This window comes from Microbacterium sp. SORGH_AS_0862, assembly GCF_030818795.1.
In the GTDB taxonomy this organism is placed as follows: Bacteria; Actinomycetota; Actinomycetes; order Actinomycetales; family Microbacteriaceae; genus Microbacterium.
Genome location: NZ_JAUTAY010000001.1, coordinates 1,845,899 through 1,867,978 on the forward strand (window position 1 = coordinate 1,845,899; position 22,080 = coordinate 1,867,978).

The 22,080-nt window shown below is 71.0% G+C and carries 17 protein-coding genes; 9 read left to right on the plus strand and 8 right to left on the minus strand.

Features of this window, described 5'->3' with window-relative positions; translation table 11 throughout:
• Positions 1–51: 51 nt before the first annotated feature.
• Together QE377_RS08925 and QE377_RS08930 are read right to left on the minus strand one after the other, a co-directional pair.
• Positions 52–1,026, minus strand: coding sequence for a pirin family protein (locus QE377_RS08925; RefSeq protein WP_307322055.1), 975 nt, complete (start codon positions 1,024–1,026; stop codon positions 52–54).
• Complete coding sequence (locus tag QE377_RS08930) at positions 1,023–1,316, minus strand: GNAT family N-acetyltransferase (RefSeq protein ID WP_137418303.1); 294 nt, start codon at positions 1,314–1,316, stop codon at positions 1,023–1,025. The genes QE377_RS08925 and QE377_RS08930 overlap by 4 nt, the downstream gene beginning before the upstream one ends.
• Before the next feature lie 134 nt (positions 1,317–1,450).
• On the opposite strand from QE377_RS08930, the gene QE377_RS08935 reads away from it, so the two are divergent.
• From QE377_RS08935 to recQ, 4 genes are all read left to right on the plus strand, one after another.
• On the plus strand, positions 1,451–4,066 hold the full coding sequence (locus QE377_RS08935; RefSeq protein ID WP_307322059.1) for an RNA helicase: 2,616 nt from the start codon (positions 1,451–1,453) through the stop codon (positions 4,064–4,066).
• A gap of 49 nt (positions 4,067–4,115) precedes the next feature.
• A complete protein-coding gene (locus QE377_RS08940; RefSeq protein ID WP_307322062.1) occupies positions 4,116–5,279 on the plus strand; it encodes a glycoside hydrolase family 3 N-terminal domain-containing protein in 1,164 nt (387 codons plus the stop codon).
• A 31-nt stretch (positions 5,280–5,310) separates the two neighbouring features.
• On the plus strand, positions 5,311–5,856 hold the full coding sequence (locus QE377_RS08945; protein WP_307325919.1) for a DUF1697 domain-containing protein: 546 nt from the start codon (positions 5,311–5,313) through the stop codon (positions 5,854–5,856).
• A 452-nt stretch (positions 5,857–6,308) separates the two neighbouring features.
• On the plus strand, positions 6,309–8,330 hold the full coding sequence (recQ, locus tag QE377_RS08950) for a DNA helicase RecQ (RefSeq protein WP_307325922.1): 2,022 nt from the start codon (positions 6,309–6,311) through the stop codon (positions 8,328–8,330).
• A 143-nt stretch (positions 8,331–8,473) separates the two neighbouring features.
• Here the strand turns inward: recQ and QE377_RS08955 are convergent, their stop codons facing one another.
• The gene (locus QE377_RS08955) at positions 8,474–9,772 is read right to left on the minus strand and encodes a GNAT family N-acetyltransferase (RefSeq protein ID WP_307322064.1); all 1,299 of its coding nucleotides are present in this window, start codon (positions 9,770–9,772) and stop codon (positions 8,474–8,476) included.
• Positions 9,773–9,925: 153 nt separating this feature from the next.
• On the opposite strand from QE377_RS08955, the gene QE377_RS08960 reads away from it, so the two are divergent.
• Positions 9,926–12,034: an acyl-CoA dehydrogenase gene (locus QE377_RS08960; protein ID WP_307322066.1), complete on the plus strand. Its 2,109-nt coding sequence runs from the start codon at positions 9,926–9,928 to the stop codon at positions 12,032–12,034.
• Between the two features lie 32 nt (positions 12,035–12,066).
• Positions 12,067–12,636 carry a DNA-3-methyladenine glycosylase I gene (locus tag QE377_RS08965; RefSeq protein WP_307322068.1) on the plus strand — a complete coding sequence of 190 codons (570 nt, stop codon included), beginning with the start codon at positions 12,067–12,069 and terminating at the stop codon, positions 12,634–12,636.
• A gap of 7 nt (positions 12,637–12,643) precedes the next feature.
• On the opposite strand, the gene QE377_RS08970 is transcribed toward QE377_RS08965, so the two are convergent.
• From QE377_RS08970 to QE377_RS08980, 3 genes are read right to left on the minus strand one after another with little or no spacing between them, the layout of a single operon-like run.
• Positions 12,644–13,111: a recombinase family protein gene (locus tag QE377_RS08970; protein WP_307322071.1), complete on the minus strand. Its 468-nt coding sequence runs from the start codon at positions 13,109–13,111 to the stop codon at positions 12,644–12,646.
• A 32-nt stretch (positions 13,112–13,143) separates the two neighbouring features.
• Positions 13,144–14,868: a sodium:proton antiporter gene (locus QE377_RS08975; RefSeq protein ID WP_307322073.1), complete on the minus strand. Its 1,725-nt coding sequence runs from the start codon at positions 14,866–14,868 to the stop codon at positions 13,144–13,146.
• 1 nt (position 14,869) lies between these two features.
• Entirely contained in the window at positions 14,870–15,883 is a 1,014-nt protein-coding gene (locus QE377_RS08980; RefSeq protein ID WP_307322075.1) for a malate dehydrogenase, read from the minus strand.
• Positions 15,884–15,978: 95 nt separating this feature from the next.
• Here QE377_RS08980 and pip point away from each other — a divergent pair, with 95 nt between their 5' ends.
• Positions 15,979–16,950, plus strand: coding sequence for a prolyl aminopeptidase (gene pip, locus QE377_RS08985; protein WP_307322077.1), 972 nt, complete (start codon positions 15,979–15,981; stop codon positions 16,948–16,950).
• Between the two features lie 3 nt (positions 16,951–16,953).
• Here pip and QE377_RS08990 read toward each other — a convergent pair whose 3' ends face one another.
• Positions 16,954–18,708: an aldehyde dehydrogenase family protein gene (locus tag QE377_RS08990; protein WP_307322080.1), complete on the minus strand. Its 1,755-nt coding sequence runs from the start codon at positions 18,706–18,708 to the stop codon at positions 16,954–16,956.
• 280 nt (positions 18,709–18,988) lie between these two features.
• On the opposite strand from QE377_RS08990, the gene QE377_RS08995 reads away from it, so the two are divergent.
• Together QE377_RS08995 and QE377_RS09000 are read left to right on the plus strand one after the other, a co-directional pair.
• The gene (locus tag QE377_RS08995) at positions 18,989–20,632 is read left to right on the plus strand and encodes a GAF domain-containing sensor histidine kinase (RefSeq protein WP_307322083.1); all 1,644 of its coding nucleotides are present in this window, start codon (positions 18,989–18,991) and stop codon (positions 20,630–20,632) included.
• Entirely contained in the window at positions 20,629–21,252 is a 624-nt protein-coding gene (locus tag QE377_RS09000) for a response regulator transcription factor (RefSeq protein WP_307322086.1), read from the plus strand. Before QE377_RS08995 ends, QE377_RS09000 begins: the two co-directional genes overlap by 4 nt.
• Positions 21,253–21,479: 227 nt before the next feature.
• On the opposite strand, the gene QE377_RS09005 is transcribed toward QE377_RS09000, so the two are convergent.
• Positions 21,480–22,055, minus strand: coding sequence for a DoxX family protein (locus QE377_RS09005; protein WP_234074297.1), 576 nt, complete (start codon positions 22,053–22,055; stop codon positions 21,480–21,482).
• Positions 22,056–22,080 lie beyond the last annotated feature (25 nt).

Here is a 22,080-nt window from a genome sequence, read left to right on the forward strand (position 1 = left end):
ATCGGCGCCAGGCCGCCCTGCGGCTCGGGGCGACCGGGAGAACTCCGCCGCTCAGAGCCGGCGCCGACGACGTGTCAGGCGCACGGCCGGGAGCGGAGGCGCGGGGACGCGTTCGTCGCCGTGGCCGACGACGTGCGCGAAGCGTGCCGAGCCCGCCTCCCACTCCTCGCGCGCCGCCACGATCTCGTCGTGATCGCGTCCGACGAAGTTCCACCACATGACGATCTCGTCCTCGAAGGGTTCGCCGCCCAGGAGGAAGAGGGTGGCGTCCTCGGCGCTGGAGATCTCCACCTCGCGGCGTCCGCGACCGAGATACAGCAGCTGCAGCCCGACCAGCTCGGTGTGCTCGGAATCCGCCGTGTGCACACGCGGTGTCCCGGCCACGCCGACGAGCGCGTGCTCCCAGTCCTCGCGCAGCGGCAGCGTGATGCGGGATCCTGCGGGCACGCGGATCTCGGCACCCACGATCGGCGTGTAGGCGGATGCGGGCGAGTGCACCGCCGCCAGCTCACCCATCACGACGGTCGCGCTGCCGCCGCCCTCCAGCGCCAGCTCGGGGAGATCGGTGTGCTGCTCGAAGGCGGGCTCGCCGTGGCGACGCGAGTCGGGCAGCGCGATCCACAGCTGCAGGGCGTCGAGCGGGATCGGATCGTCGGTGACCGAGTACTCGGAGTGCGCGATACCGCGGCCACTCGTCATGAGATTGAGCTGGCCGCGGGAGATCAGCACGTCGCTGGCGATGCCGTCGCGGTGGCGCACCTCGCCGACCAGTGGCCACGTGACCGTCTGCAGGCCGATGTGCGGGTGCGGCTCCACCCGCATCCGCACCTCCTGGGGACCGAAGCGATCGAGGAAGCACCACGCTCCGACCATCGGCAGCTCGCGCTGCGGGAGGGCGCGGTGCACCTGCATCGCGCGCACCCCGCCCAGCGGCACCTCGCGCGCGTCGAGCACGACGGCGCGGGGGCCGTCGCACTCGACCGACTGCTCGAGGCTCTCCTCGGGGTGGGCGTCGAGTCGGGTCACGGCCAGGCGACCTTGAGTCCGGGGACCTCGTGCTCGCGTAGATACTTCGCCACGAACGGGCAGAGCGGGACGATCGTCTCGCCGCGCTTCGCCTCGTCCTCGAGAGCGCGCTCGACCAGGATGCTGGCGACGCCGTGGCCCTTGAACGCGGGATCCACCTGGGTGTGGGGGAACACCGTCCGACCCTCCTCGTCCGTGTAGAAGGCGGTGAAGCCCGCAGGCACGTCATCGAGGAACACCTCGTACCTGTCCTCGCCGCGTTCGACGCGCACGTTCAGCTCATCCGACATGGCTCTCCTCTGCTCGCGTGCTCCCACGCTAGCCGCGCGCGGGTCGTCTCGGGCTGCGTCATCCGCAGAGAACGCGTGCGTCGGTTGACGAGCACGACCCGCCCGACACCGCCGGCTTCGGGCAGACTCGAGGGATGAGCGCATCCCTCACCGAGCTCGCCCGCGCCGCCGGGGACGATGCGGATGCGCTGTACGACGCATTCCTGGACTGGACCACCGGGCGGGGCGTCGAGCTTTACCCCGCGCAGGACGAGGCGGTCATCGAGCTCGTCTCCGGTCAGAACGTGATCCTGTCGACGCCGACCGGCACGGGCAAGTCGCTCGTCGCCGTCGCCGCGCACGCCGTGAGCATCGCGCGGGGCGGCCGGAGCTACTACACCGCGCCCATCAAGGCACTCGTGAGCGAGAAGTTCTTCGCCCTCGTGGACATCTTCGGGGCCGAGAACGTCGGGATGGTCACGGGCGACTCCTCGGTCAATCCGGATGCGCCGATCGTGTGCTGCACGGCCGAGATCCTGGCCAACCTCGCTCTGCGGCACGGAGCGGAGGCGTCGGTCGACCAGGTCGTGATGGACGAGTTCCACTTCTACGGCGAGCCCGACCGGGGCTGGGCGTGGCAGGTGCCGCTCCTGCTCCTGCCGCGGGCGCAGTTCCTGCTCATGTCGGCGACCCTCGGCGACGTGACCGGGATCGCCGCCGACCTCACCCGTCGCACACAGCGCCCGACCGTCGAGGTGACCGGCGTGGAGCGCCCCGTGCCGCTGCACTTCTCCTACGCCCGCATCCCGATCCAGGAGCAGGTCGAGAAGTTGCTGGAGGAGAACGAGGCGCCGGTGTACATCGTGCACTTCTCGCAGGCGCAGACCATGGAGCGTGCGCAGGCGCTCGCGAGCGTGAAGGTGGCCACCCGCGCGCAGCGCGACGAGATCGCGGAGGCCATCGGCGGCTTCCGCTTCACGACGGCGTTCGGCAAGACCCTCTCGCGTCTGGTGCGCGCCGGCATCGGCGTGCACCACGCCGGCATGCTGCCGCGTTACCGGCGTCTCGTCGAAACGCTCGCGCAGCGGGGCCTCCTGCGCGTGATCTGCGGCACCGACACCCTCGGCGTGGGCATCAACGTGCCGATCCGCACCGTGTTGCTGACGGCGCTCACCAAGTTCGACGGCATCCGGATGCGGCAGATCACCGCGCGCGAGTTCCACCAGATCGCGGGGCGCGCCGGCCGTGCGGGCTATGACACCGCGGGAACGGTCGTCGTCATGGCCCCCGACTGGGAGATCGAGAACGAGCAGGCGCTGCGCAAGGCGGCGGGCGACGCCGCCAAGCGCAAGAAGATCGTGCGCAAGAAGGCGCCGGCCGGGGCGGTGAACTGGGGCGAAGGGTCGTTCGAGCGGCTCGTGCAGGCGGCACCCGAACCCCTCGTGCCGCAGATGCAGCTGACGGCCGCGATGCTCATCAACGTCATCGCCCGTGGGGGCGACGTCTTCGCGCATGTGCGCTCGCTCGTCTTCGACAACCACGAGCCCCGTGCGCGCCGCTACGAGCTCGCGCGCCGGGCGCTCGCGATCTTCCGCACGCTCGTCGCCGCCGACGTCGTCGAGGTGGCGGAGGGCCGCATCCGGCTGACGGTCGATCTGCAGCCGAACTTCGCGCTCAACCAGCCGCTCTCGCCCTTCGCGCTCGCGGCCATCGAGCTGCTCGATCCGGCGCCGCCCGCATCCGCCCAGCCCGCATCCGCCGCCGAGCTCGCTTCGGTCGGAGAAAGCGACGAAGGTCGGGGGATCGAGGGCGAAACCTCCGACATCGGGCCGGATCTCCGACCGGCGCGCACCGCGGGATCGGGTCACTACGCCCTGGACGTGGTCAGTGTGATCGAGGCGACCCTCGACGACCCGCGTCCCGTGCTCGCGCAGCAGGAGTTCAAGGCCCGCGGCGAGGCGGTCGCTGCCATGAAGCGCGACGGTCTCGACTACGACGAGCGGATGGCGGCGCTCGAGGAGGTCACCTATCCGAAGCCTCTCGCCACGCTGCTCGGCGAGGCGTTCGAGGTGTTCGCCTCCAGTCAGCCCTGGGTGCGCGATTTCGAGCTGCGCCCCAAATCCGTCGTCCGCGACATGTTCGAGCAGGCGTTCTCGTTCGCGGAGTTCGTCTCCTGGTACCAGCTCGGTCGCAGCGAAGGGCTCGTGCTGCGCTACCTGAGCGATGCATACCGTGCGATCCGTCAGACCGTGCCGGCCGAAGCGCGCACCGAGGAGCTGCTGGACGTGATCGCCTGGCTCGGCGAACTCGTGCGGCAGGTGGACTCGAGCCTCGTCGACGAGTGGGAGCGGCTCGTGAATCCCGCGGATGAGGCGGGCGAGCCCGTCGTTCCTCCCGCGCCTCCCTCCGTCGTGGCGAACCGTCGCGCCTTCATCGTGCTCGTGCGCAACGAGATGTTCCGTCGCGTGCAGCTCGCAGCGCTCCAACGCGACGACGACCTCGTCGCGTTGGACCCGGATGCGGGCTGGCCCGACGCCCTGGACGCCTACTACGACGAGCACGATGCCGTGCTCACTGACGCCGGCGCGCGCTCGCCCGCCCTCTGCACGATCGACGAGTCGGATGCGGCCGGCGGGGTCTGGCGCGTCGAGCAGGTCATCCATGATCCGGAAGGTGACCACGACTGGCGCATCCGCGCGGTCGTCGACCTCGCCGCATCCGCCGAGGAGGGCGCCGCGCACGTCAGCGTGACGGAGGTCGTCCGCCTGTAGCCGGCCAGGACCCCGTGCTCGTCCAGCTGCGGTGCGCCACACTGGGGTGATGCGCAAGACGATCACGGTTCGCGCGCTCGCCGTTCTCGCCGCGGTGGCGGTGCTCGCGGGATGCTCCGCCACGCAGGCCGCGCCGACGGCCGCCCCCTCGACGCCCAGGCCTACGCCCACGCCGACACCGACACCCGACCCCGTCGACGCTCTCACGCTGGAGCAGCGCGTCGGGCAGCTGTTCATGGTCGGGACCCCCGCCGACGCCCCCGACCCCACGGCTCTCGCCGCGATGGCCGACCCGGGTGTGGGAGGGATCTTCCTGCGCGGGCGTTCGTCCGCGGGGGCGGCGGCCACGGCATCGCTCGTCGCGCAGTTCACGGCGGTCGAGCCGGCGACCGGACCCCGCACCTGGGTCGCGACGGACCAGGAGGGCGGTGACGTCCAGGTGCTCTCGGGCGACGGGTTCGAACCGATGCCGACGGCGCTCACGAGTGCGCAACGCGACGATGCGACCCTGCGCGCGGACGCCGAGCGGTGGGGCGCCCAGCTGCGCGCAGCGGGTGTGGACATGAATCTCGCGCCGGTGGCCGACATCGTCACGAGTGCCGACACGGCACGGCTGAACCAGCCCATCGGCATCTACAACCGCCACTACGGCTACGACGAGGCGACCGTCGCCGACAAGGCGGGCGTCTTCGCCCAGGGGATGCGGGAAGCCGGCGTCCTGCCGACGATCAAGCACTTCCCGGGGCTCGGCCGGGTGACCGGCAACACCGATTACGCGGCCGACGTCGTCGACACGGTCGTCGGTACCGATTCGCCCGACGTGAACGTCTACCGCACCCTTCTCGGTGAGGGACCGGCCGCGGTGATGATGGCGACCGCCGTCTATCAGCGCATCGACCCCTCGATGCCCGCCGCGTTCTCCGAACCCGTCGTGACGGGATTGTTGCGCGACGAGCTCGGTTTCGACGGTGTCGTGATGACCGACGACATCTCGGCGACAGCGCAGGTGGCGCGATGGGCGCCCGCGGACCGGGCGGTGCTCGCCGTCGACGCCGGCGTCGACCTGCTGCTGCTCTCCGCCGACACGTCGGTGTTCCCGGAGATGTACCAGGCCGTGCTGCAGCGGGCCAAGACCGACCCCGCCTTCGCCGAGAAGGTGGATGCGGCGGCCGCCCGCATCCTGGAGCTCAAGGAGACGTTCCCCGGCGAGTGACGGGATGCGGGATCGTGCGCAGCGGGCCACAATGGGCCGGGTGCCGACGTATCTCGGGTTTCTCCGCGCCATCAACCTCGGAGCGAAGCGGGTCTTCCCCAAGGGCGACATCTGCCGGGTGGTGTCCGAACTCGGCTTCGAGGATGTCACCACGCACCTCAACACCGGCAACGTGAGGTTCTCCACGCGGATGCGTTCGCGCGCCCGGATCGAGGAGGCGCTGGAGCGCGCGTTCCACGCCGACCGTGGCTTCGACGTGCCCACGATCGTCTTCACGACCGAGGAGTTCGCGCGGATCGCCCACGACGCGCGGGCGTTGAACGGTGCCCGGCCGAACCTCGCGCGGCACTACGTGTACCTGCTCAAGGACGAACTCACCCCCGAGCAGGCGGCCCTCGTCGAGGCGACCAGCGGCGACAAGGGCGAGATGGTCGTGTCCGGACGCGCCGCGCACGCGCTGCTGGGCCCGGGATACAGCGACGGCACGGTCGACCCGCTCTCCGCCGCGAAGCTGCTCGGCATCGCGACGAACCGCAACCTCAACGTCGTCGGAGCGCTCGCCGATCGCTGGTGCTGAGCACGGCTCCTCGCCGCGTGCGGGGAGCTGCGTGTCTCACTTGTGCACGTTTCAGGGCCTCTGGGCGTGAACGTGTGGGACACGCAAGGGTGCCTGCGGGATGAGCTTGCGGCGCGGCGGTTGCGTGTCTCACTTGTGCACGTTGCGGGTGCCCGGGGCGTGAACCGTTGAGACACGCAGGTGTGCGTGTGGTGCGGGAATGTTGCGTGTCTCACTTGTGCGCGTTTCAGGGCCTCTGGGCGTGAACGTGTGGGACACGCAAGGGTGCCTGCGGGATGAGCTTGGGGCGCGGCGGTTGCGTGTCTCACTTGTGCACGTTGCGGGGGCCCGGGGCGTGAACCGTTGAGACACGCAGGGGTGCGTGTGGTGCGAGCAGGCGCGGCGCGGGAGCCGGCAGGGTGCGGGAGCAGGCGGGCGACGGGAGCCGGCGCGGGCGGATGCGGCGCGGGCGGATGCGGCACGGCGAGTCTGTCGGCGGGGCTGGTTACGCTGGAAGGGTGAGCTCGCCGCATCCGTCCTCGTGGGAGGCCCCACCGGACGACTGGGCGCCGCCGGAGGACGAACCGCCGTACGATCCCTACGGCGAGGGCGGGTGGGTGCCCCCCGACGACGGCTGGGTGCCGCCGGAGGACGCCCCCGCGGCCGCGCCGCGCCGCGACTTCACGGGGCAGGATCCGCGTGCGGTGCTGCACGAGGTGTACGGGTACGACGCCTTCCGCGGCGACCAGGCCGACATCGTCGATCACGTCGTCGGCGGGGGCGACGCGATCGTCCTCATGCCGACCGGCGGCGGAAAGAGCGTCACCTACCAGGTGCCCGCGCTCGTGCGACCGGGGACGGGGCTCGTCGTCAGCCCGCTCATCGCCCTCATGCACGATCAGGTTGAGGCGCTGCTCGCCAACGGCGTGCGCGCCGCCTACCTCAACTCCACCCAGCTGCCCGGTGAGCGGCAGAGCGTGGAACGCGCATACGTCGCGGGCGAGATCGACCTGCTCTACGTCGCACCCGAACGGCTGAACCTGGCCGCGACCACCGCTCTGCTGAAGCGCGGCCGACTGAGCGTGATCGCCATTGACGAGGCCCACTGTGTGTCGCAGTGGGGTCACGACTTCCGCCCCGACTACCTCGCCCTCGGCGAGTTGGGCGCCCTCTTCCCCGGCGTTCCGCGCATGGCGTTGACCGCCACGGCGACCCGCGCCACCCACCGCGAGATCACGGAACGGCTGGCGCTCGGCGACGCCCGTCACTTCGTCGCGAGCTTCGACCGACCCAACATCCAGTACCGCATCGAGCCGAAGGTCGATCCGCGGCGCCAGCTCGTCGCCTTCATCCGATCGCAGCCGGAGGGCTCCGCCGGCATCGTGTACGCGCTGAGCCGCAAGAGCGTCGAGCAGACGGCCGACTACCTGCGTGCGCAGGGGATCGATGCGCTGCCGTACCACGCGGGCCTTCCGGCTGAGACGCGTGCCGCGAACCAGTCGCGGTTCCTGCGCGACGACGGCGTCGTGATGGTCGCGACGATCGCCTTCGGCATGGGCATCGACAAGCCGGATGTGCGCTTCGTCGCGCACATCGATCTGCCGAAGTCCGTGGAGGGCTACTACCAGGAGACGGGTCGCGCGGGCCGCGACGGCGATCCCTCCGTCGTCTGGATGGCGTACGGGCTCGGCGATGTCGTGCAGCAGCGTCGGCTCATCGACCAGAGCCCCGGCGACCGCGCGTTCAAGATCCGGATGGGGCAGCACCTCGACGCGATGCTCGCGCTCTGCGAGACCGTCGAGTGCCGCCGACAGAACCTGCTCAACTACTTCGGCGAGCAGGCCGATCCCTGCGGCAACTGCGACACGTGTCTCACGCCGCCCGAGATCTTCGACGGCCTCGTGCCGGCGCAGAAGCTCCTGTCGACAGTCGTGCGCCTGCAGCGCGAGCGGAACCAGTCCTTCGGGGCCGGGCAGATAATCGACATCCTCCGTGGCGCCGACACCGACCGCATCCGCCAGCAGCGGCACAACGAGCTGGCGACCTACGGCATCGGTGCCGACCTCAGCGACCAGGATTGGCGCAGCATCATCCGGCAGCTCCTGGCGCGCGGCGTGCTCGTCGCGCGCGGCGAGTACGGCACCCTCGCGCTCGGGGAGGAGGCCGGTGGCGTCCTGCGCGGCGAGACCCCCGTACGCCTCCGGCGCGACGTGATCGGGCGCCCCGCCGCCGCGCCCCGAGCGCGACGGGCCGCCGCATCCGACGCCGTGGCCGAGGGGGATCGCGCACTGTTCGAGTCCCTGCGGGAATGGCGCGCGCAGACCGCACGCGAGCAGGGTGTGCCCGCCTACATCGTCTTCGGCGACGCGACCTTGCGTGCGCTGGCCGAGCACCGTCCGGGCTCTCTCACCGACCTCGACGGCATCACCGGCATCGGCGCCAAGAAGCGCGATGCGTACGGCGAGGCGGTGCTCGAGGTCATCGCCGCCTCCTGACCTGTCGGCTCGCCGGACGGGTCCGCGTTCCTTGCGCAGGAGAAATCCCCCGTCAGGACGATCCGCCGGGAATCGTCCTGAACAGCGGAGATCTCCTGCAGAACGTGCGCGTCGTGCGATGCCGTGCGCGGTCGGGGGAGACCTCAGGCCGGCGGGAAGCTGCGCACCCGCTCCACTCGCATCCGGAACGGGTACGTCGACTCCTCCCGTGGCGCGAGGGGGAGGTCGTAGACGTCGAGCATGAGCTGCACGGGGTAGTCGATCGACTGGTTGACGGTCTTGACCCATCGACCGTCGATGAAGAATCGGATGCGGTCGGGCGACCACTCCACCGCATAGTCATGCGGCCGGGTGAGATCGCCCTCGACGCGAATCTTCTCGAAATCGTCGCGCAGTCCCGGGTCGTGCTGCGCCTTGACGCCGACTCCCACCCACCCGCCGTCGTCGTCGAGCTCGCCCCCGAAGATCTCGCACACGCAGATCTCACCCGAGTGCTCCGGGGTGTCTTCGACGCCGATGGGCCAGAACGCCACCATCGCCCGCGCGTCGCGCACCGCCGTCATACGCGCCTCGATTACGCCGTACCGGACGAGCCACAGTCCCGCATCCGGCTGCTCCTCGCGTACGACGAGCCCCTCGCGGAAGCGATGCTGCCCGACCGATGACCCCTCGGGCCCCGAGCGCTGCCCCGTCTGCAGGTGCGACACCCGGACCTCTCCGTCGATGTCGGGCGCCCACGGCACGGTGTCGTCATCGATGCGCAACTCGAGCCCCTCGGGTCCGGTGCGCCACCTGGCGCTCGTCGTCGCACGCGACGCCCAGTGCGGGAGGTAGTACGGCCACCACCGCTCCCGATCGAGGGCGCCGGAGAACCGCTCGTCGACATCCGGCACGCGATCGCCGATCTCGAGCGGCGACATGTCGAGGGTCCACGTCATCACGGTCAGCGATCCGCCTCGCCAGGGCTCGGTGAAGGTGTCGCCGCGCGTGAAGCCGACCGCACGGCAGACCCCCTGGGATGCCGCGTTGTCGGCACCCGGGTAAGCCACAAGCAGCGAGCGGTCGCCGCGCCGTCGCACGTGCGTGAGGAGCTGCCGCAAGGCCGCCGATGCGATGCCGCGCCCCTGCCAGGCGGGCTCGACGCTCCAGCCGGTCTCGTACGCCGGGACGCCGTCGTGATCGATCTGCCAGAACCCGATCGCGCCGACCGGCTCGTCGTCGACGTCGATGCGGTACATCTCGGCCTCGCCGCTCGCGTTCAGGCGTAGATAGCGCTCGTGGCGGGCGGCGACCTGCGCCTCGGTCTCGGGTCCGCCGATGAACCGCGTCATCTCCGGTGTGTTCGCGCGCTCGAGCACGGGAAGGTCCGCGGGGGACCAGGGCTTCAGGGTCAGCGTCATGGGCGTACCTCCCGCATCCAGTGTGTCCGAGGCCGCCGACACCGTCTCTCCCTCGCGGCCGATGTCGCCAGCACACAACCGGATGCGGCGACGTGGCCGCATCCGGTTGTAGAGCATCTGCAACCGAGTTGGGCTCCGGTTGTCGTGCTCCTACCGTCGAGATCGTCTTCCTCTGTCCCACCGAAGGGTGATGCCATGACCGACGCCGTCGTCCGTCCCGCCAAGCCTGCGACCAACCGTCGCACTCCCGCCGGGGGTGCGCTCACCGTGGCGCACTCCGCGGCAGAGGCCGCCGAGCCGCGCATCGACCTGCCCGCCGTGACCGAGATGCTGCTCGGCACGTGGGGCAAGACGCGCCGCGAGGCGCGCGAGATGATCAAGGATCCGGCCTTCTGGCGGATCGACGGCCAGACGGTCGCCGAGCACCGTGACCGTGTGTTCGGCCAGCTGGGTCTCATCGTCGAGCAGGGCGTGTCGGCGCGCGCGTACCCCGTCGAGTACGGCGGCCTCGGGGACAACGGCGCGAACATCGCCGGGTTCGAGGAGCTCGTGCTCGCCGATCCCAGCCTGCAGATCAAGGCCGGTGTGCAGTGGGGGCTCTTCGGCGCCGCCATCCAGCAGCTGGGCACGAAGAAGCACCACGACAAGTGGCTCGCCGACGTCGTCACGCTGAAGCTGCCGGGTGCCTTCGCGATGACCGAGACCGGACACGGATCGGATGTGGCGGCGATCGGCACGACGGCGACGTACGACGCAGACACGGAGGAGTTCGTCATCCACACCCCGTTCCGCGGCGCGTGGAAGGACTACCTCGGCAACGCCGCAGTGCACGGACGTGCGGCGACCGTCTTCGCGCAGCTGATCACGGGGGGCGTCAACTACGGCGTCCACTGCTTCTTCGTTCCCATCCGCGACGAGGCCGGCGAGTTCCTGCCGGGCGTCGGCGGCGAGGACGACGGCGTGAAGGGCGGTCTCAACGGCATCGACAACGGGCGCCTGCACTTCGACCAGGTGCGCGTCCCCCGCGAGAACCTCCTCAACCGTTACGGCGACGTCGCCGCCGACGGCACCTACTCGAGCGAGATCGCGAGCCCCGGCCGTCGCTTCTTCACGATGCTCGGCGCCCTGGTGCAGGGCCGCGTCTCGCTCGACGGCGCCGCCACCACGGCTGCCGCACTCGGGCTCAAGATCGCCGTCACCTACGCCAACCAGCGCCGGCAGTTCGATTCCGGGTCGGGGACACCCGAGGTGACTCTGCTCGACTACGGCAAGCACCAGCGCCGCCTCCTGCCGCGCCTGGCCACGGTCTACGCGCAGGCGTTCGCGCACGACGAGTTCCTGAAGAAGTTCGACGGTGTGTTCTCCGGCCGCACCGACACCTCCGAGGAGCGCGAGGACCTCGAGACGCTGGCCGCGGCGCTGAAGCCGCTGTCGACCTGGAACGCGCTCGACATCCTGCAGGAGTGCCGCGAGGCGAGCGGCGGCGCGGGCTTCCTCGCCGAGAACCGGCTCGTCGGGCTGCGCAGCGACCTCGACGTCTACGTCACCTTCGAGGGCGACAACAACGTGCTGCTCCAGCTCGTCGGCAAGCGTCTGCTGTCGGACTACGCCTCTCAGTTCAAAGGCAAGGATGCGGCCGCCCTCGCGCGCTTCGCCGTCGGGAGCACGGCGGGCAAGGTGTTCCACGGGGCGGGCCTTCGACAGCTGGGGCAGTCCCTCGCCGATCTCGGCTCGACCGCTCGCTCGGTGGAGCTCGGTCTGCGCGAGGACCAGCAGTTCGAGCTGCTGGCGGGACGGGTGCAGCAGATGGTCGCCGACGTCGCCGCGCGCCTGCGTCCGGCGACGAAGCTGCCCGCCGCGGAGGCCGCCGCGCTGTTCAACGAGTGCCAGTACGACCTCATCGAGGCCGCGCGTGCGCACGGCGAGCTGCTGCAGTGGGAGGCCTTCACCGACGCCGTGCACCGCGTCGGCGACGACGGCACGCTCCGGGTGCTCACGTGGCTGCGCGACCTCTTCGGGATGAGCCTCATCGAGAAGCACCTGTCGTGGTACCTCATCAACGGGCGCCTCTCCGCCCAGCGGGCCGGTTCCGTTTCGCGCTACATCGGGCGGCTGTCGGCCCGGCTCCGCCCGCACGCCCAGGACCTCGTGGACGCGTGGGGCTTCGAGCCCGAGCACATCCGAGCCCACATCGCGTCGAGGGCGGAGCAGCAGCGCCAGGACGAGGCGCACGCGTACTACGCGGAGCTGGCCGCATCCGGCGAGGCGCCGATCTCGGAGAAGTCGCTGCAGAAGAGGCGGTGAGCGGTGTCGGCGACCGCCGATAGCGTGGGCGGATGACCGACATCCTCGTGGGAGAAGACGGCCGCGCTCGCTGCTCGTGGGCCGGTGCCGATCCCGAGTACCTGCGCTATCACGACGAGGAATGGGGCAGCCCGCTCCGGGGTGACCGGCCGCTGTTCGAGAAGATGAGCCTCGAGGGGTTCCAGGCCGGCCTCAGCTGGATCACCATCCTGCGCAAGCGCCCGCGCTTCCGTGAGGTGTTCGCGGATTTCGAACCGGATGCGGTCGCCGCTTTCGACGAGGCCGACATCGAGCGGTTGATGGCAGACACGGCCATCGTGCGCAATCGAGCCAAGATCGAGGCCGTCATCGGCAACGCGCGTCTCGTGCGGGCCATGTCGCCGGGCGAGCTCGACGCGCTGATCTGGTCGTTCTCGCCCGAGGGTCATGTGCCGCCGGCGTCCTTTGCGGAGGTACCGGCGACGACGGCCGAGTCGACCGCGCTCAGCAAGGAGCTGCGCCGGCGGGGGTTCCGTTTCGTCGGCCCCACGACGATGTACGCCCTGATGCAGTCCGCGGGCCTCGTCGACGACCACGTCGCCGGCTGCTGGCGCGCGGCCTGAGCCGACGTCAGCGGCCGGTGTCGAAAAGATGCCGGCCGGAGTGGCCCAGCACCTTCACCATCACGCCGCGTCGGCGAAGCTCGGCGACCGTGCGGGTCTCCTCGTCGATGTTGCGGCCCAGCGCATGCACGCTCGCGACAACGAGGACGTCGCCGCGGGTGAGGCGCCCGAACAGGCGGCTCAGGCGCTCCTCCCACGACTCGAGGATGTCGGGGGCCGGGTGGCGGAAGCCGTCGATGGGCACCCCGAAACGCGTCAGCTCGGCGCGCTGCTCGACGACCGAGGGCATGTCGTCGCGGTTCACGACGAGGCCCACGAGGCGCGCGCCGGTCGGTCGGGCACGCCACCAGTTGCGGTCGGACTGCAGTTCCGTGAAGCACTTGGGGCAGTCGGCCGCCGGGTGGGGCAGGTGCAGCGGCGCGGTCGCAGGATCGGCTCCCGCACCGGCGTCGGCGTCCGTCCCCTCGCTGATCATGCGTCCATTGTCCCCCGGATCGAGTGCCGGTGTCACTCGGCGCCCGTCTCGTCGGACAGGCGCAGCTCGAGGCTGATCTGGTCGGCGTCGAGTTCTGCGAGCGCGTGGCGCAGTGCCGCGGTGCTGAACGACCCCGACGACCCCGCCTCGAGCAGGCGCTCGCGCATGGCGTCGATCATCTCGAGACGCAGCTCCAGCACCTCGCGCGCGGCCGCGGTCATCTCATCGTCGGGCGGGTCCACGAGCCGTGCGCCCACTCGGGTGAGGATCCGTTCGCTGAACTCCGTTCCGTCGCGCCGGCGCAGATCGTCGTCCTGCAGTCGCTCGGATGCGGCCTCGCGCAGCACGTCGTCGAGGCGCCGCTGCTCCTCCCGCGTCGGCCCCGCGGACTCCGAGGGGATCCGGAGCAGGCGCACCAGCGCGGGCAGGGTGAAACCCTGCAGGAGCAGGCTGATGATCGCCACCATGAAGGCCACGAAGATGAGCAGCGGGCGGTGATCGGTGCCGCGCGGCAGGGTCTGCGCCGCGGCGAGAGTCACGACACCCCGCATCCCGGCCCAGACGATGATCGTGCCGTGCTTCCACCCGAGCGGGGACGAGCGGTAGTAGTCCAGGTCGGCGCCGAGACGCGTGAGTCGCTTGCGGATCGACGGGATGCGGCGCATCGCCCGCTCCGGGTTCGCTCTCTCGATCGGCACCGTGCCGTCAGCCATCCCCTGCAGTCTGTTGTCGAAGCGTTCGATGTCGAAGCCGGCGAACCGCCGCGCTCTTCGTCCCTGCTGCCAGATGAGGAAGGCGACGTACACACCGCGGACGGCGACGATGATTCCCAGAGCCGACAGGGCGAGCCAGGTTCCGTGCCACAGGCCGTCGTGCTCGGTCAGGTTCTTGTTGACGACGTCGGTGAGCTCCAGCCCCATGACGAGGAAGACGCCGCCCTCGAGGACGAGCTCGATCGTGCGCCAGTTGGCCTCCTCCGACAGCCGTTGCTCGGGCGCGAAACGCCTGGCCGCACCCTGCCCGGTCACGATCCCCGCGACCACGGCCGCGACGAGCCCGGAGCCGTTGAGCTCCTCCGTGGGCAGATAGGCGATGAAGGGGATGGCGAAGCTGATGGCGGTGTTCGCCGCCGAGTGGCCGACCCACGCGCGCACGCGCAGGTTGACCCAGCCGACGAGGCCGCCGATCACGAGGGCGATCAGCACCGCCCACAGGAACGACAGGATGGTCTCGCCGAACGAGAAGCCGGCGGCGATCGCGGCGGTCGAGGTGCGCAGCAGCACCAGGGCCGTCGCGTCGTTGAGCAGGCTCTCGCCCTCGAGCATCGTCGTGACGCGTGTGGAGATGCCCATCCGTTTCACGATCGAGGTGGCGACCGCGTCCGTCGGCGAGAGGATCGCGCCCAGAGCGATGCCGAGGGCGAGGTCGAGGCCGGGGATCACCCAGGTGAAGAAGAACCCGAGCAGTACGGCGCTTCCCACCACGAGCACGACCGACAGACCCGCGATCGGGGTGAAGTCGCGCCGGAACTCGATCGCGGGAAGCTGCACGGCGGAGGAGTACAGCAGGGGCGGCAGCACGCCCACGAGGATCCACTCCGGATCGACCTCGGGGATGTCGGGCACGAACGGCAGGGCGGCCAGCACGAGGCCGATGGCGACGAGAACCAGAGGGCCGGCGATGTTGAGACGCCGGCCCAGGGCCGTCACGATGGCGACGACGATGATGCCGCCGACGATGACGGCCAGATGCTCCACGTCAGATCACCCCCAGCGCTCGCACGGCCTCGCGCTCGTCGGCGAGTTCGGCGACCGAGGCGTCCAGGCGGCGGCGGATGCGCGCGGGAACCTCCAGCCCCTCGACGATGCGGTAACCGCTGCCGTCCGAGCGCACCGGGAAGGAGCTGAAGAGCCCCTCCGGCACGCCGTACTCGCCGTGGGAGACGACGGCCGCGGAGGTCCAGCCCTGCTGGGTCCCTGCCACATCGTCGCGGATGTGCGAGATCGTCGCGTTGGCGGCGGAGGCGACGGAAGAGGAGCCGCGCACCTCGATGATCTCCGCCCCGCGCTTCGCCACCCGTGGAGTGAACTCGTCGTCGAGCCAGCGGACCGCCGCATCCTCGTCGCCGAACCGCGCGGCGAGGACGTCGAGGGCGGGTGCGCCGTCGATCGTCGCGTGGGTCACGTCCGGAACCTGGGTGGCGGAGTGGTTGCCCCAGATGGTCACGTCGCGCACGGCGGACACGCCGGCGCCGACGGCCTCGGCGAGCTGTCCGACGGCGCGGTTGTGGTCGAGGCGCGTGAGCGCGGCGAAGCGTTCGGCCGGCACATCGGGCGCTGCGGCCGATGCGATCAGCGCGTTCGTGTTCGCGGGGTTGCCGACCACGACAGCGCGGATATCGGATGCGGCATGCGCCGCGATCGCGGCGCCCTGGGGACCGAAGATCCCCGCATTCGCCGCGAGCAGGTCGGCGCGCTCCATGCCGGGACCGCGCGGGCGCGCGCCGACGAGCAGGGCGATGTTGCAGCCGTCGAAGGCCACGGCCGGATCTTCCGTGACCTCGACGTCGCGCAGCAGCTCGAAGGCGCCGTCCTGCAGCTCCAGGGCGGCACCCTCAGCGGCGCGCAGCCCCTGGCGGATCTCCAGCAGGCGCAGCCTGACCGGCCGGTCGGGGCCCAGCATGTCGCCCGCCGCGATGCGGAACAGCAGCGCGTAGCCGATCTGCCCGCCGGCGCCGGTGATGGTGATCGTGGTGGGCGCAGCTGTGCTCATGCGATGAGCATACGAGCAGGCCCGCGACGGGCACATCCCGGTGCGCCCCATAGCGCATCCGTGGACAGGGTGGGGTGGCAAGGTACCGTGAGGATATGACGGTCTCCGAGCTCGACGACATCCTGTACCCGCCGATCGAGCCCTACGAGAGCGGAGAGCTGCTGGTCGGCGACGGGCAGCGGATCTACTGGGAGCAGTCCGGGAACCCGGAGGGCAAGCCGGTCGTCTTCCTGCACGGCGGGCCCGGCGGCGGGACCTCGCCCTGGCATCGACGTTTCTTCGATCCGGAGCGCTACCGCATCGTCCTGCTGGACCAGCGCGGATGCGGCAGGTCGACCCCGCACGCGAGCGACCCCGCCGCGGACCTGCGCTTCAACACGACCTGGCACCTCGTCGCCGACCTCGAGCTCCTGCGCCGCAACCTCGGGATCGAGCGCTGGCAGGTGTTCGGCGGCTCCTGGGGCTCGACACTCGCGCTCTCCTACGCCCAGGCGCATCCCGAGGTCGTCACCGAGCTCGTGCTGCGCGGGATCTTCACGCTCCGCCGGCACGAGCTGGAGTGGTTCTACGAGGGCGGTGCCTCGGCGATCTTCCCCGACCTGTGGGAGGGCTACGTCGCCGAGATCCCGGTGCTCGAGCGCAGCCGCATGATCGAGGCCTACCACCGGCGCCTGTTCGACGAGGACCCGGCCGTGCACCGACCCGCCGCGCTCGCGTGGACCCGGTGGGAGGCGTCGACGCTCACGCTGCGTCCCGACCCGGAGCTCGTGGCGTCGATGACGGATCCGGATGCCGCCACCGCGTTCGCGCGCATCGAGAACCACTACTTCGTGAACCACGGATGGCTGCGTGAGGGGCAGCTGATCGAAGAGGTTGACCGCATCCGCCACATCCCCGCGGTCATCGTGCAGGGCCGCTACGACGTCTGCACCCCGATCATGACGGCGTGGGACCTGCACCGTGCGTGGCCCGAGTCGGAGCTGGTCGTCGTGGACGACGCCTCGCACTCCGCATCCGAGCCCGGCATCGCGGCGGCACTGCGGGCGGTCACCGATCGATTCGCGTGAGGCTCAGGCGCCCATCGCCTTGACGAGGGTGAGGGCGAGCCCGAGCGGGTTGCGGTCGACCCGATAGCGGGTCAGACCCTCGCTCACCGCCGCCGCCGTGCGTGCGGAGACGAACCACGGCGGGGCGGGCAGCACGGAGAAGCGCCCCGGACCCAGCGAGCGCGGGAACGGGCGGAAGGGCCCTCGCAGTACCGACCGCTCGACGTCGGCCAGCAGCGCGGTGTTGTGCACAACGCCGATCCCCGACCCGACCTCCCGCACATCGGAGCCGGGGAAGGCTCCCCAGCTGAGCACGGGTGTCGCGAACAGGACACCGGTCCAGGCGTTGATCGCGATCCCGCCGTAGCGCAGCTCGGCGATCGCCCGCTCGAACCCCGCCCCCATCGCATCCTCCGCGTCGGGATCGACGATGACGTTGGCGCCCAGGGTGCCCGCGAGCGACTCGTTCGCGTGCGCGACGGCGGCGTCGAGGAAGTCCTGACCCGTTCCGGGCAGCTCCACGACGCCCAGCACGGGGGCGAAGTACTCGGTCGTCTCCAGCTCGGCGGCATCCTCACCCTGCGCCACCTGCACGAGCGCGCGGCTGTGCCCGGCCGACCACTCGGCGTGCGGGTAGCTCGCAGCGAGCGCGTGCAGCCGCTCGTCGGCGCGGGGGTACCAGACCGGACGGGCCGGGGCGTCGCGGTACGCCTCGTGCAGCGCCCGTAGGAACTGCTCCCGCTGCGGCCAGTCCGCGCTCAGCAGCACGACCTGGCCCGCGATGCAGTTGTGACCGCTGTTGTGCAGGCGCATCGTCGCGACGTGGGCAGCCTGGAAACGGAGGTCCGCGTCGCTCCACTCGCCCGGCACCACGATGATCGGAGACACGCCACCCAGCTCCGCCGTGATCGGGGTCCGCAGGCGTGGCTCGTCCGTCGCGCGGTCGCGGTCGCCCCAGACGATCGCATCGAAGGTCGCGGCGGATCCCGTGATGTGCACGTGCTCGATGCCCTCGTGCGCCGTGAGGTAAGCGCCCACATCGCCGCCGCCGCGCACGATCCGCACGAGTCCCCGGCCGATGAGAGGCGCGAGTGCGCGCTCGAAGACCGGCACGAGTTCGTCCTGGGTGGGATTCACTTTCAGCAGACTCACGCGGTCGAACGCGAGCAGCTCGTAGAGCACGTCCAGCACCGGGATCGCGGAGATGTTCCCTGCACCGAGCACGAGACCCACACCCGCGGAACCAGGCGTGACCTGCGCGAGACCCGCCCGGCGGATCGCCGTGGAAGCGTCGGTGCCGGGGCGCAGCCAGATCTCGCCCGTGAATCCGGACAGCAGGAGCTTGTCGATTCGCTCGCGGGGGAAGACGTGCGCGCGGATGCGGTCGCCCGGGGCACGGTCGAGGCGCACCCCGTCGAGCGGACTGCCGCCGGCGGCGATCCGGCGAAGCGTCGCGAGGTAGCCGTCGAGGGCGCCGAGCACGGCGTAGGGGCCCGACAGCCACTCCTCGCCGCGGAGCGGGTGATCGGGGGCGAGCCCCTTCGCGCGCGCGGCGACGCGGGCCCAGTCCGCGGCGGCGGTGCCGACCGCATCCCTCGTGGCCGAGAGTGCGCCGATGCGCTCGTCGATGCTCGAGCGCGACCAGAGGGCGGCGCCCTGGCGGAGCGCGACGAGGTCGTCGTCGATCGCGGCGCGCAGCCGGGGATCGAGCTCGGGCGCGGACACGGGCGTTGCAGACGGCTCGGACGCGGGCACGGCGCTCTCCTTCGGGTGGGCCACCAGGTTAGTGTGCCGCGCCCGGCGTTCCGGACGCGGGGGACCGGGCCTGGGGCACAACGCGCCGGTCGTCGAGCTCGCCCGCTTTGTTCGCCTGTCACAGATCGAGCCGTCCGGCTCGATCTGTGACAGGCGAGCGGGGGTGGGCGGGGCGGGGGACGGGGGAGAGGCGAACGGCGGGGTGGGCGGGGGACGAGCCGGGGCGGGGCAGTAGTCACGGCGGCGGCCGGAAGGCGCGACCGGGGGCGCACCTAGACTGGGCCCGACACCAGGGGAGGGGACCGTGGCCGACATCGAGGCGCGACTGCGCAGTCTGCTCTCGCTCAATCAGGCGATCGTCGGCCACATCCATCTGCACTCCGTGTTGCGCGAGATCGTCGAGTCGGCCGTCGACCTCGTCGGTGCACGATACGGCGCGATCGGCGTTCTCGGCGCCGACGGCGCGATCGTCGACTTCGTGCACGTCGGCATCGACGAGAAGACGGCGGCGCGGATGGGGCATTCGCCGCGGGGTCGCGGCCTGCTGGGCGCGATCGTGTCCGAGAGCGTGCGCGTCGATCACGTCGCCGCGGATCCGCGATTCACGGGATTTCCCGCGCACCACCCCCACATGGACAGCTTCGTCGGGGTCCCGATCCGTGTCCGCGAGGAGATGTTCGGCAACCTCTACCTGGCCGAGCATCCCGACGGCCACTTCACCGAGGAAGACACGGAGCTCCTGCGTTCGCTCGCCGTGACGGCGGGCATCGCCATCGAGAAGGCGCGCCTGTACGAGGCGGCGAGGATGCGAGAGCGCTGGGCTGCGGCGACCGCCGAGGTGCGCGCGGCCTTCCTCGAGGTCGACGACGAGCGGCCCTACCGACTGCTCGCCGAGCACCTTCCGACGCTGACCGGCGCGGCGCTCGTGGCGATCATCACCTCCACGGAGCGCGGCACCGTCCGGCTGCAGATCGTGCGCGGCGACGCGATGGCGCGCCAGCTGGAGAGCGTGGAGCTGCCCGGCCACGATCGGGTCGCCCGCGCCCTGCTGTCGACGGGGGCCACCGTCCTGCCTGAGGTGGCGCTGCCCACGTTCGAGGGCGAGACCGTGCGGTTCGGCGACGCGTTCGTGGTGAGCCTCGGCGGACAGGACGGTGCGGATGTGGGGGTGCTGCTGGCCCGGCACCTGCGCGAACGGCCCTTCAGTGACGACGACATCCGGCGCACGACCGCGCTGGCTTCCGTCGCGGATCTCGCCGGGGAGCTCAGCCGCGCCCGCGCCGACCGCCACCGGCTCGCGCTGCTGGAGGACCGCGGCCGCATCGCCCGCGATCTGCACGACAACGTCATCCAGCGCCTGTTCGCCGCGGGGATGCAGCTCCAGGTCGTGTCGGCCGGCGTCGACGACGCGCGCGTGGAGGAGCGTCTGTCGGCGCAGATCGACGCCCTCGACGAGGCGATCGCCGAGATCCGTACCGCGATCTTCGCGCTGCAGCACGACGACGTGGGCGGCGTGACGCTGCGCGATCGCATCGTCGACGTCGTCGGAGAATATCGGGCCCTCCTCGCGGATACGCCGCGGCTCGTGTTCCGTGGTCCGGTGGATCACGATGTCCCCGCCGACCTCGCCCCCGAGGCCGCCGCGGTCGTGCGTGAGGCGCTCTCGAACGTGGTCCGGCACGCCCGCGCCTCGCACGCCGAGGTCCGGGTGGAGGTGCGCGGCGGGCGCATCGTCATCGAGGTCGGCGACGACGGGCGCGGGCTCGATCCCGCCCGCGAACGGCGCAGCGGCCTCAGCAACCTGCAGGCGCGCGCCGAGGCCCGCGGCGGCACCTTCACACTCGCGCCCCGTCCCGGCGGTGGCACCCTCGCCGCGTGGAGCGTGCCGCTGGCGGCTCCGGCGGCCGCATCCGATGACGAGACTTCACGGCAGGAGGCCGACACATGATCCGCGTCTTCGTTCTCGATGACCACGAACTCGTTCGCCGCGGGGTCGTCGACCTCATCGACGCCGCCCCCGACATGGAGGTCGTCGGTGAGGCGTCGACGGCGGCGCAGACGCTGCCGCGCGTGGATGCGGTGCGCCCGGACGTCGCCGTGCTCGACATGCGCCTGCCCGACGGCGACGGCATCGACGTCTGCCGCGACGTGCGCTCCGCGCATCCGGAGATCGCGTGCCTCATCCTCACCGCGTTCGACGACGACCGCGCGAGCGAGGCGGCGGTGCTCGCGGGTGCTGCGGGCTATGTGCTCAAGGACATCCGTGCGAACGGGCTGCTCGACAGCATCCGCCAGGTCGCCGCGGGCAAGACCCTCACCGGCACCCGCGCCGCAGAGCTGGTCCGCTCGCGTGCGGATGCGGTTGCCGCCCCCGAGGTCGACCTCACCCTGCGCGAGCGGCAGATCCTGGACCTGATCGCCGATGGGCTGACCAATCGCCAGATCGGCGAGAAGCTCAACCTGGTCGAGAAGACGGTGAAGAATTACGTGTCCGGGCTGCTTCGCAAGCTCGGCATGGAGCGGCGCACCCAGGCCGCGGTCTACCGCGCCGAGCAGCGCCGCTCCTGACACCCCTGCCCTCCCCGTCCCCTCGGCGCCTCTGGCGTCCCCGTTCGAGGGACGCATGTTGCGGTCTCGGGTCGGACACGCGACGTCGCGGGGCCTTCAACCACGCAACGGCCCGAGGTCCGGGAGCGGACCGCGGGCGAGGGGCGCGGGGGTCGGGCACGCGGACATGACGATGCGGCGCTCCCCGGGCGAGGAAGCGCCGCACCGTCACGCGGCCAGCAGGTCGGCTAGATGAGCCAGTGGTTCTTCTGCACGATGGGCAGCTTGCGCCACTGGGCGCCGAGGCCCCACGTTTCGCCGGCCGCAAGTGCGACGAAAACGATGAGCATGAGGGCGTAGATGATGTGGTAGTCGACGACCGGGTTGGTGGATCCGGTGCCCCAGATCATCGGGAACTCCGCCATCCACATGAAGAGCATGATCGCGCTGCCGGCGACGGCGGCGACCCGCATCCCGATGCCGAGCATGACGGCCAGTCCCACGCCGAGCATGCCGGCCATGAACAGGACGTCGGTCAGCGGCGTCGCGATCGCCTGGAAGATCCCCTTGAAGGGGCCGCTCACGGCCTCGCTGTTGAGGAAGCCCTGTGCGGGTGTGCCGCCGTTGATCCAGGCCCGCTCGACCGGGGTGGAGAAGCCCAAGCCGAAGGTCTTGTCGAGGAAGGCCCACAGGAAGATGAATCCGGTCGCGAAACGTGCGATGGCGACGGTGCGTCGAGCCGCGAGGCTGGTGACGACGCTCGCCTCTGCCGTGATCGGCTTGGCAGCGACCTGCGTCCGGACATTTGCGGTGATGGTGGCCATGAGAGGTGTGCTCCTTTCGATCCCT

Excerpts from the sequence above, each read along its gene's own strand:
- QE377_RS08930 (WP_137418303.1), bottom strand. The coding sequence starts at position 1,316 with ATGTCGGATGAGCTGAACGTGCGCGTCGAACGCGGCGAGGACAGGTAC.
- QE377_RS08935 (WP_307322059.1), top strand. The coding sequence starts at position 1,451 with ATGAGCGCATCCCTCACCGAGCTCGCCCGCGCCGCCGGGGACGATGCG.
- QE377_RS08940 (WP_307322062.1), top strand. The coding sequence starts at position 4,116 with ATGCGCAAGACGATCACGGTTCGCGCGCTCGCCGTTCTCGCCGCGGTG.
- QE377_RS08945 (WP_307325919.1), top strand. The coding sequence starts at position 5,311 with ATGGGCCGGGTGCCGACGTATCTCGGGTTTCTCCGCGCCATCAACCTC.
- recQ (WP_307325922.1), top strand. The coding sequence starts at position 6,309 with ATGCGGCACGGCGAGTCTGTCGGCGGGGCTGGTTACGCTGGAAGGGTG.
- QE377_RS08960 (WP_307322066.1), top strand. The coding sequence starts at position 9,926 with ATGACCGACGCCGTCGTCCGTCCCGCCAAGCCTGCGACCAACCGTCGC.
- QE377_RS08965 (WP_307322068.1), top strand. The coding sequence starts at position 12,067 with ATGACCGACATCCTCGTGGGAGAAGACGGCCGCGCTCGCTGCTCGTGG.
- QE377_RS08970 (WP_307322071.1), bottom strand. The coding sequence starts at position 13,111 with ATGATCAGCGAGGGGACGGACGCCGACGCCGGTGCGGGAGCCGATCCT.
- QE377_RS08980 (WP_307322075.1), bottom strand. The coding sequence starts at position 15,883 with ATGAGCACAGCTGCGCCCACCACGATCACCATCACCGGCGCCGGCGGG.
- pip (WP_307322077.1), top strand. The coding sequence starts at position 15,979 with ATGACGGTCTCCGAGCTCGACGACATCCTGTACCCGCCGATCGAGCCC.
- QE377_RS09000 (WP_307322086.1), top strand. The coding sequence starts at position 20,629 with ATGATCCGCGTCTTCGTTCTCGATGACCACGAACTCGTTCGCCGCGGG.
- QE377_RS09005 (WP_234074297.1), bottom strand. The coding sequence starts at position 22,055 with ATGGCCACCATCACCGCAAATGTCCGGACGCAGGTCGCTGCCAAGCCG.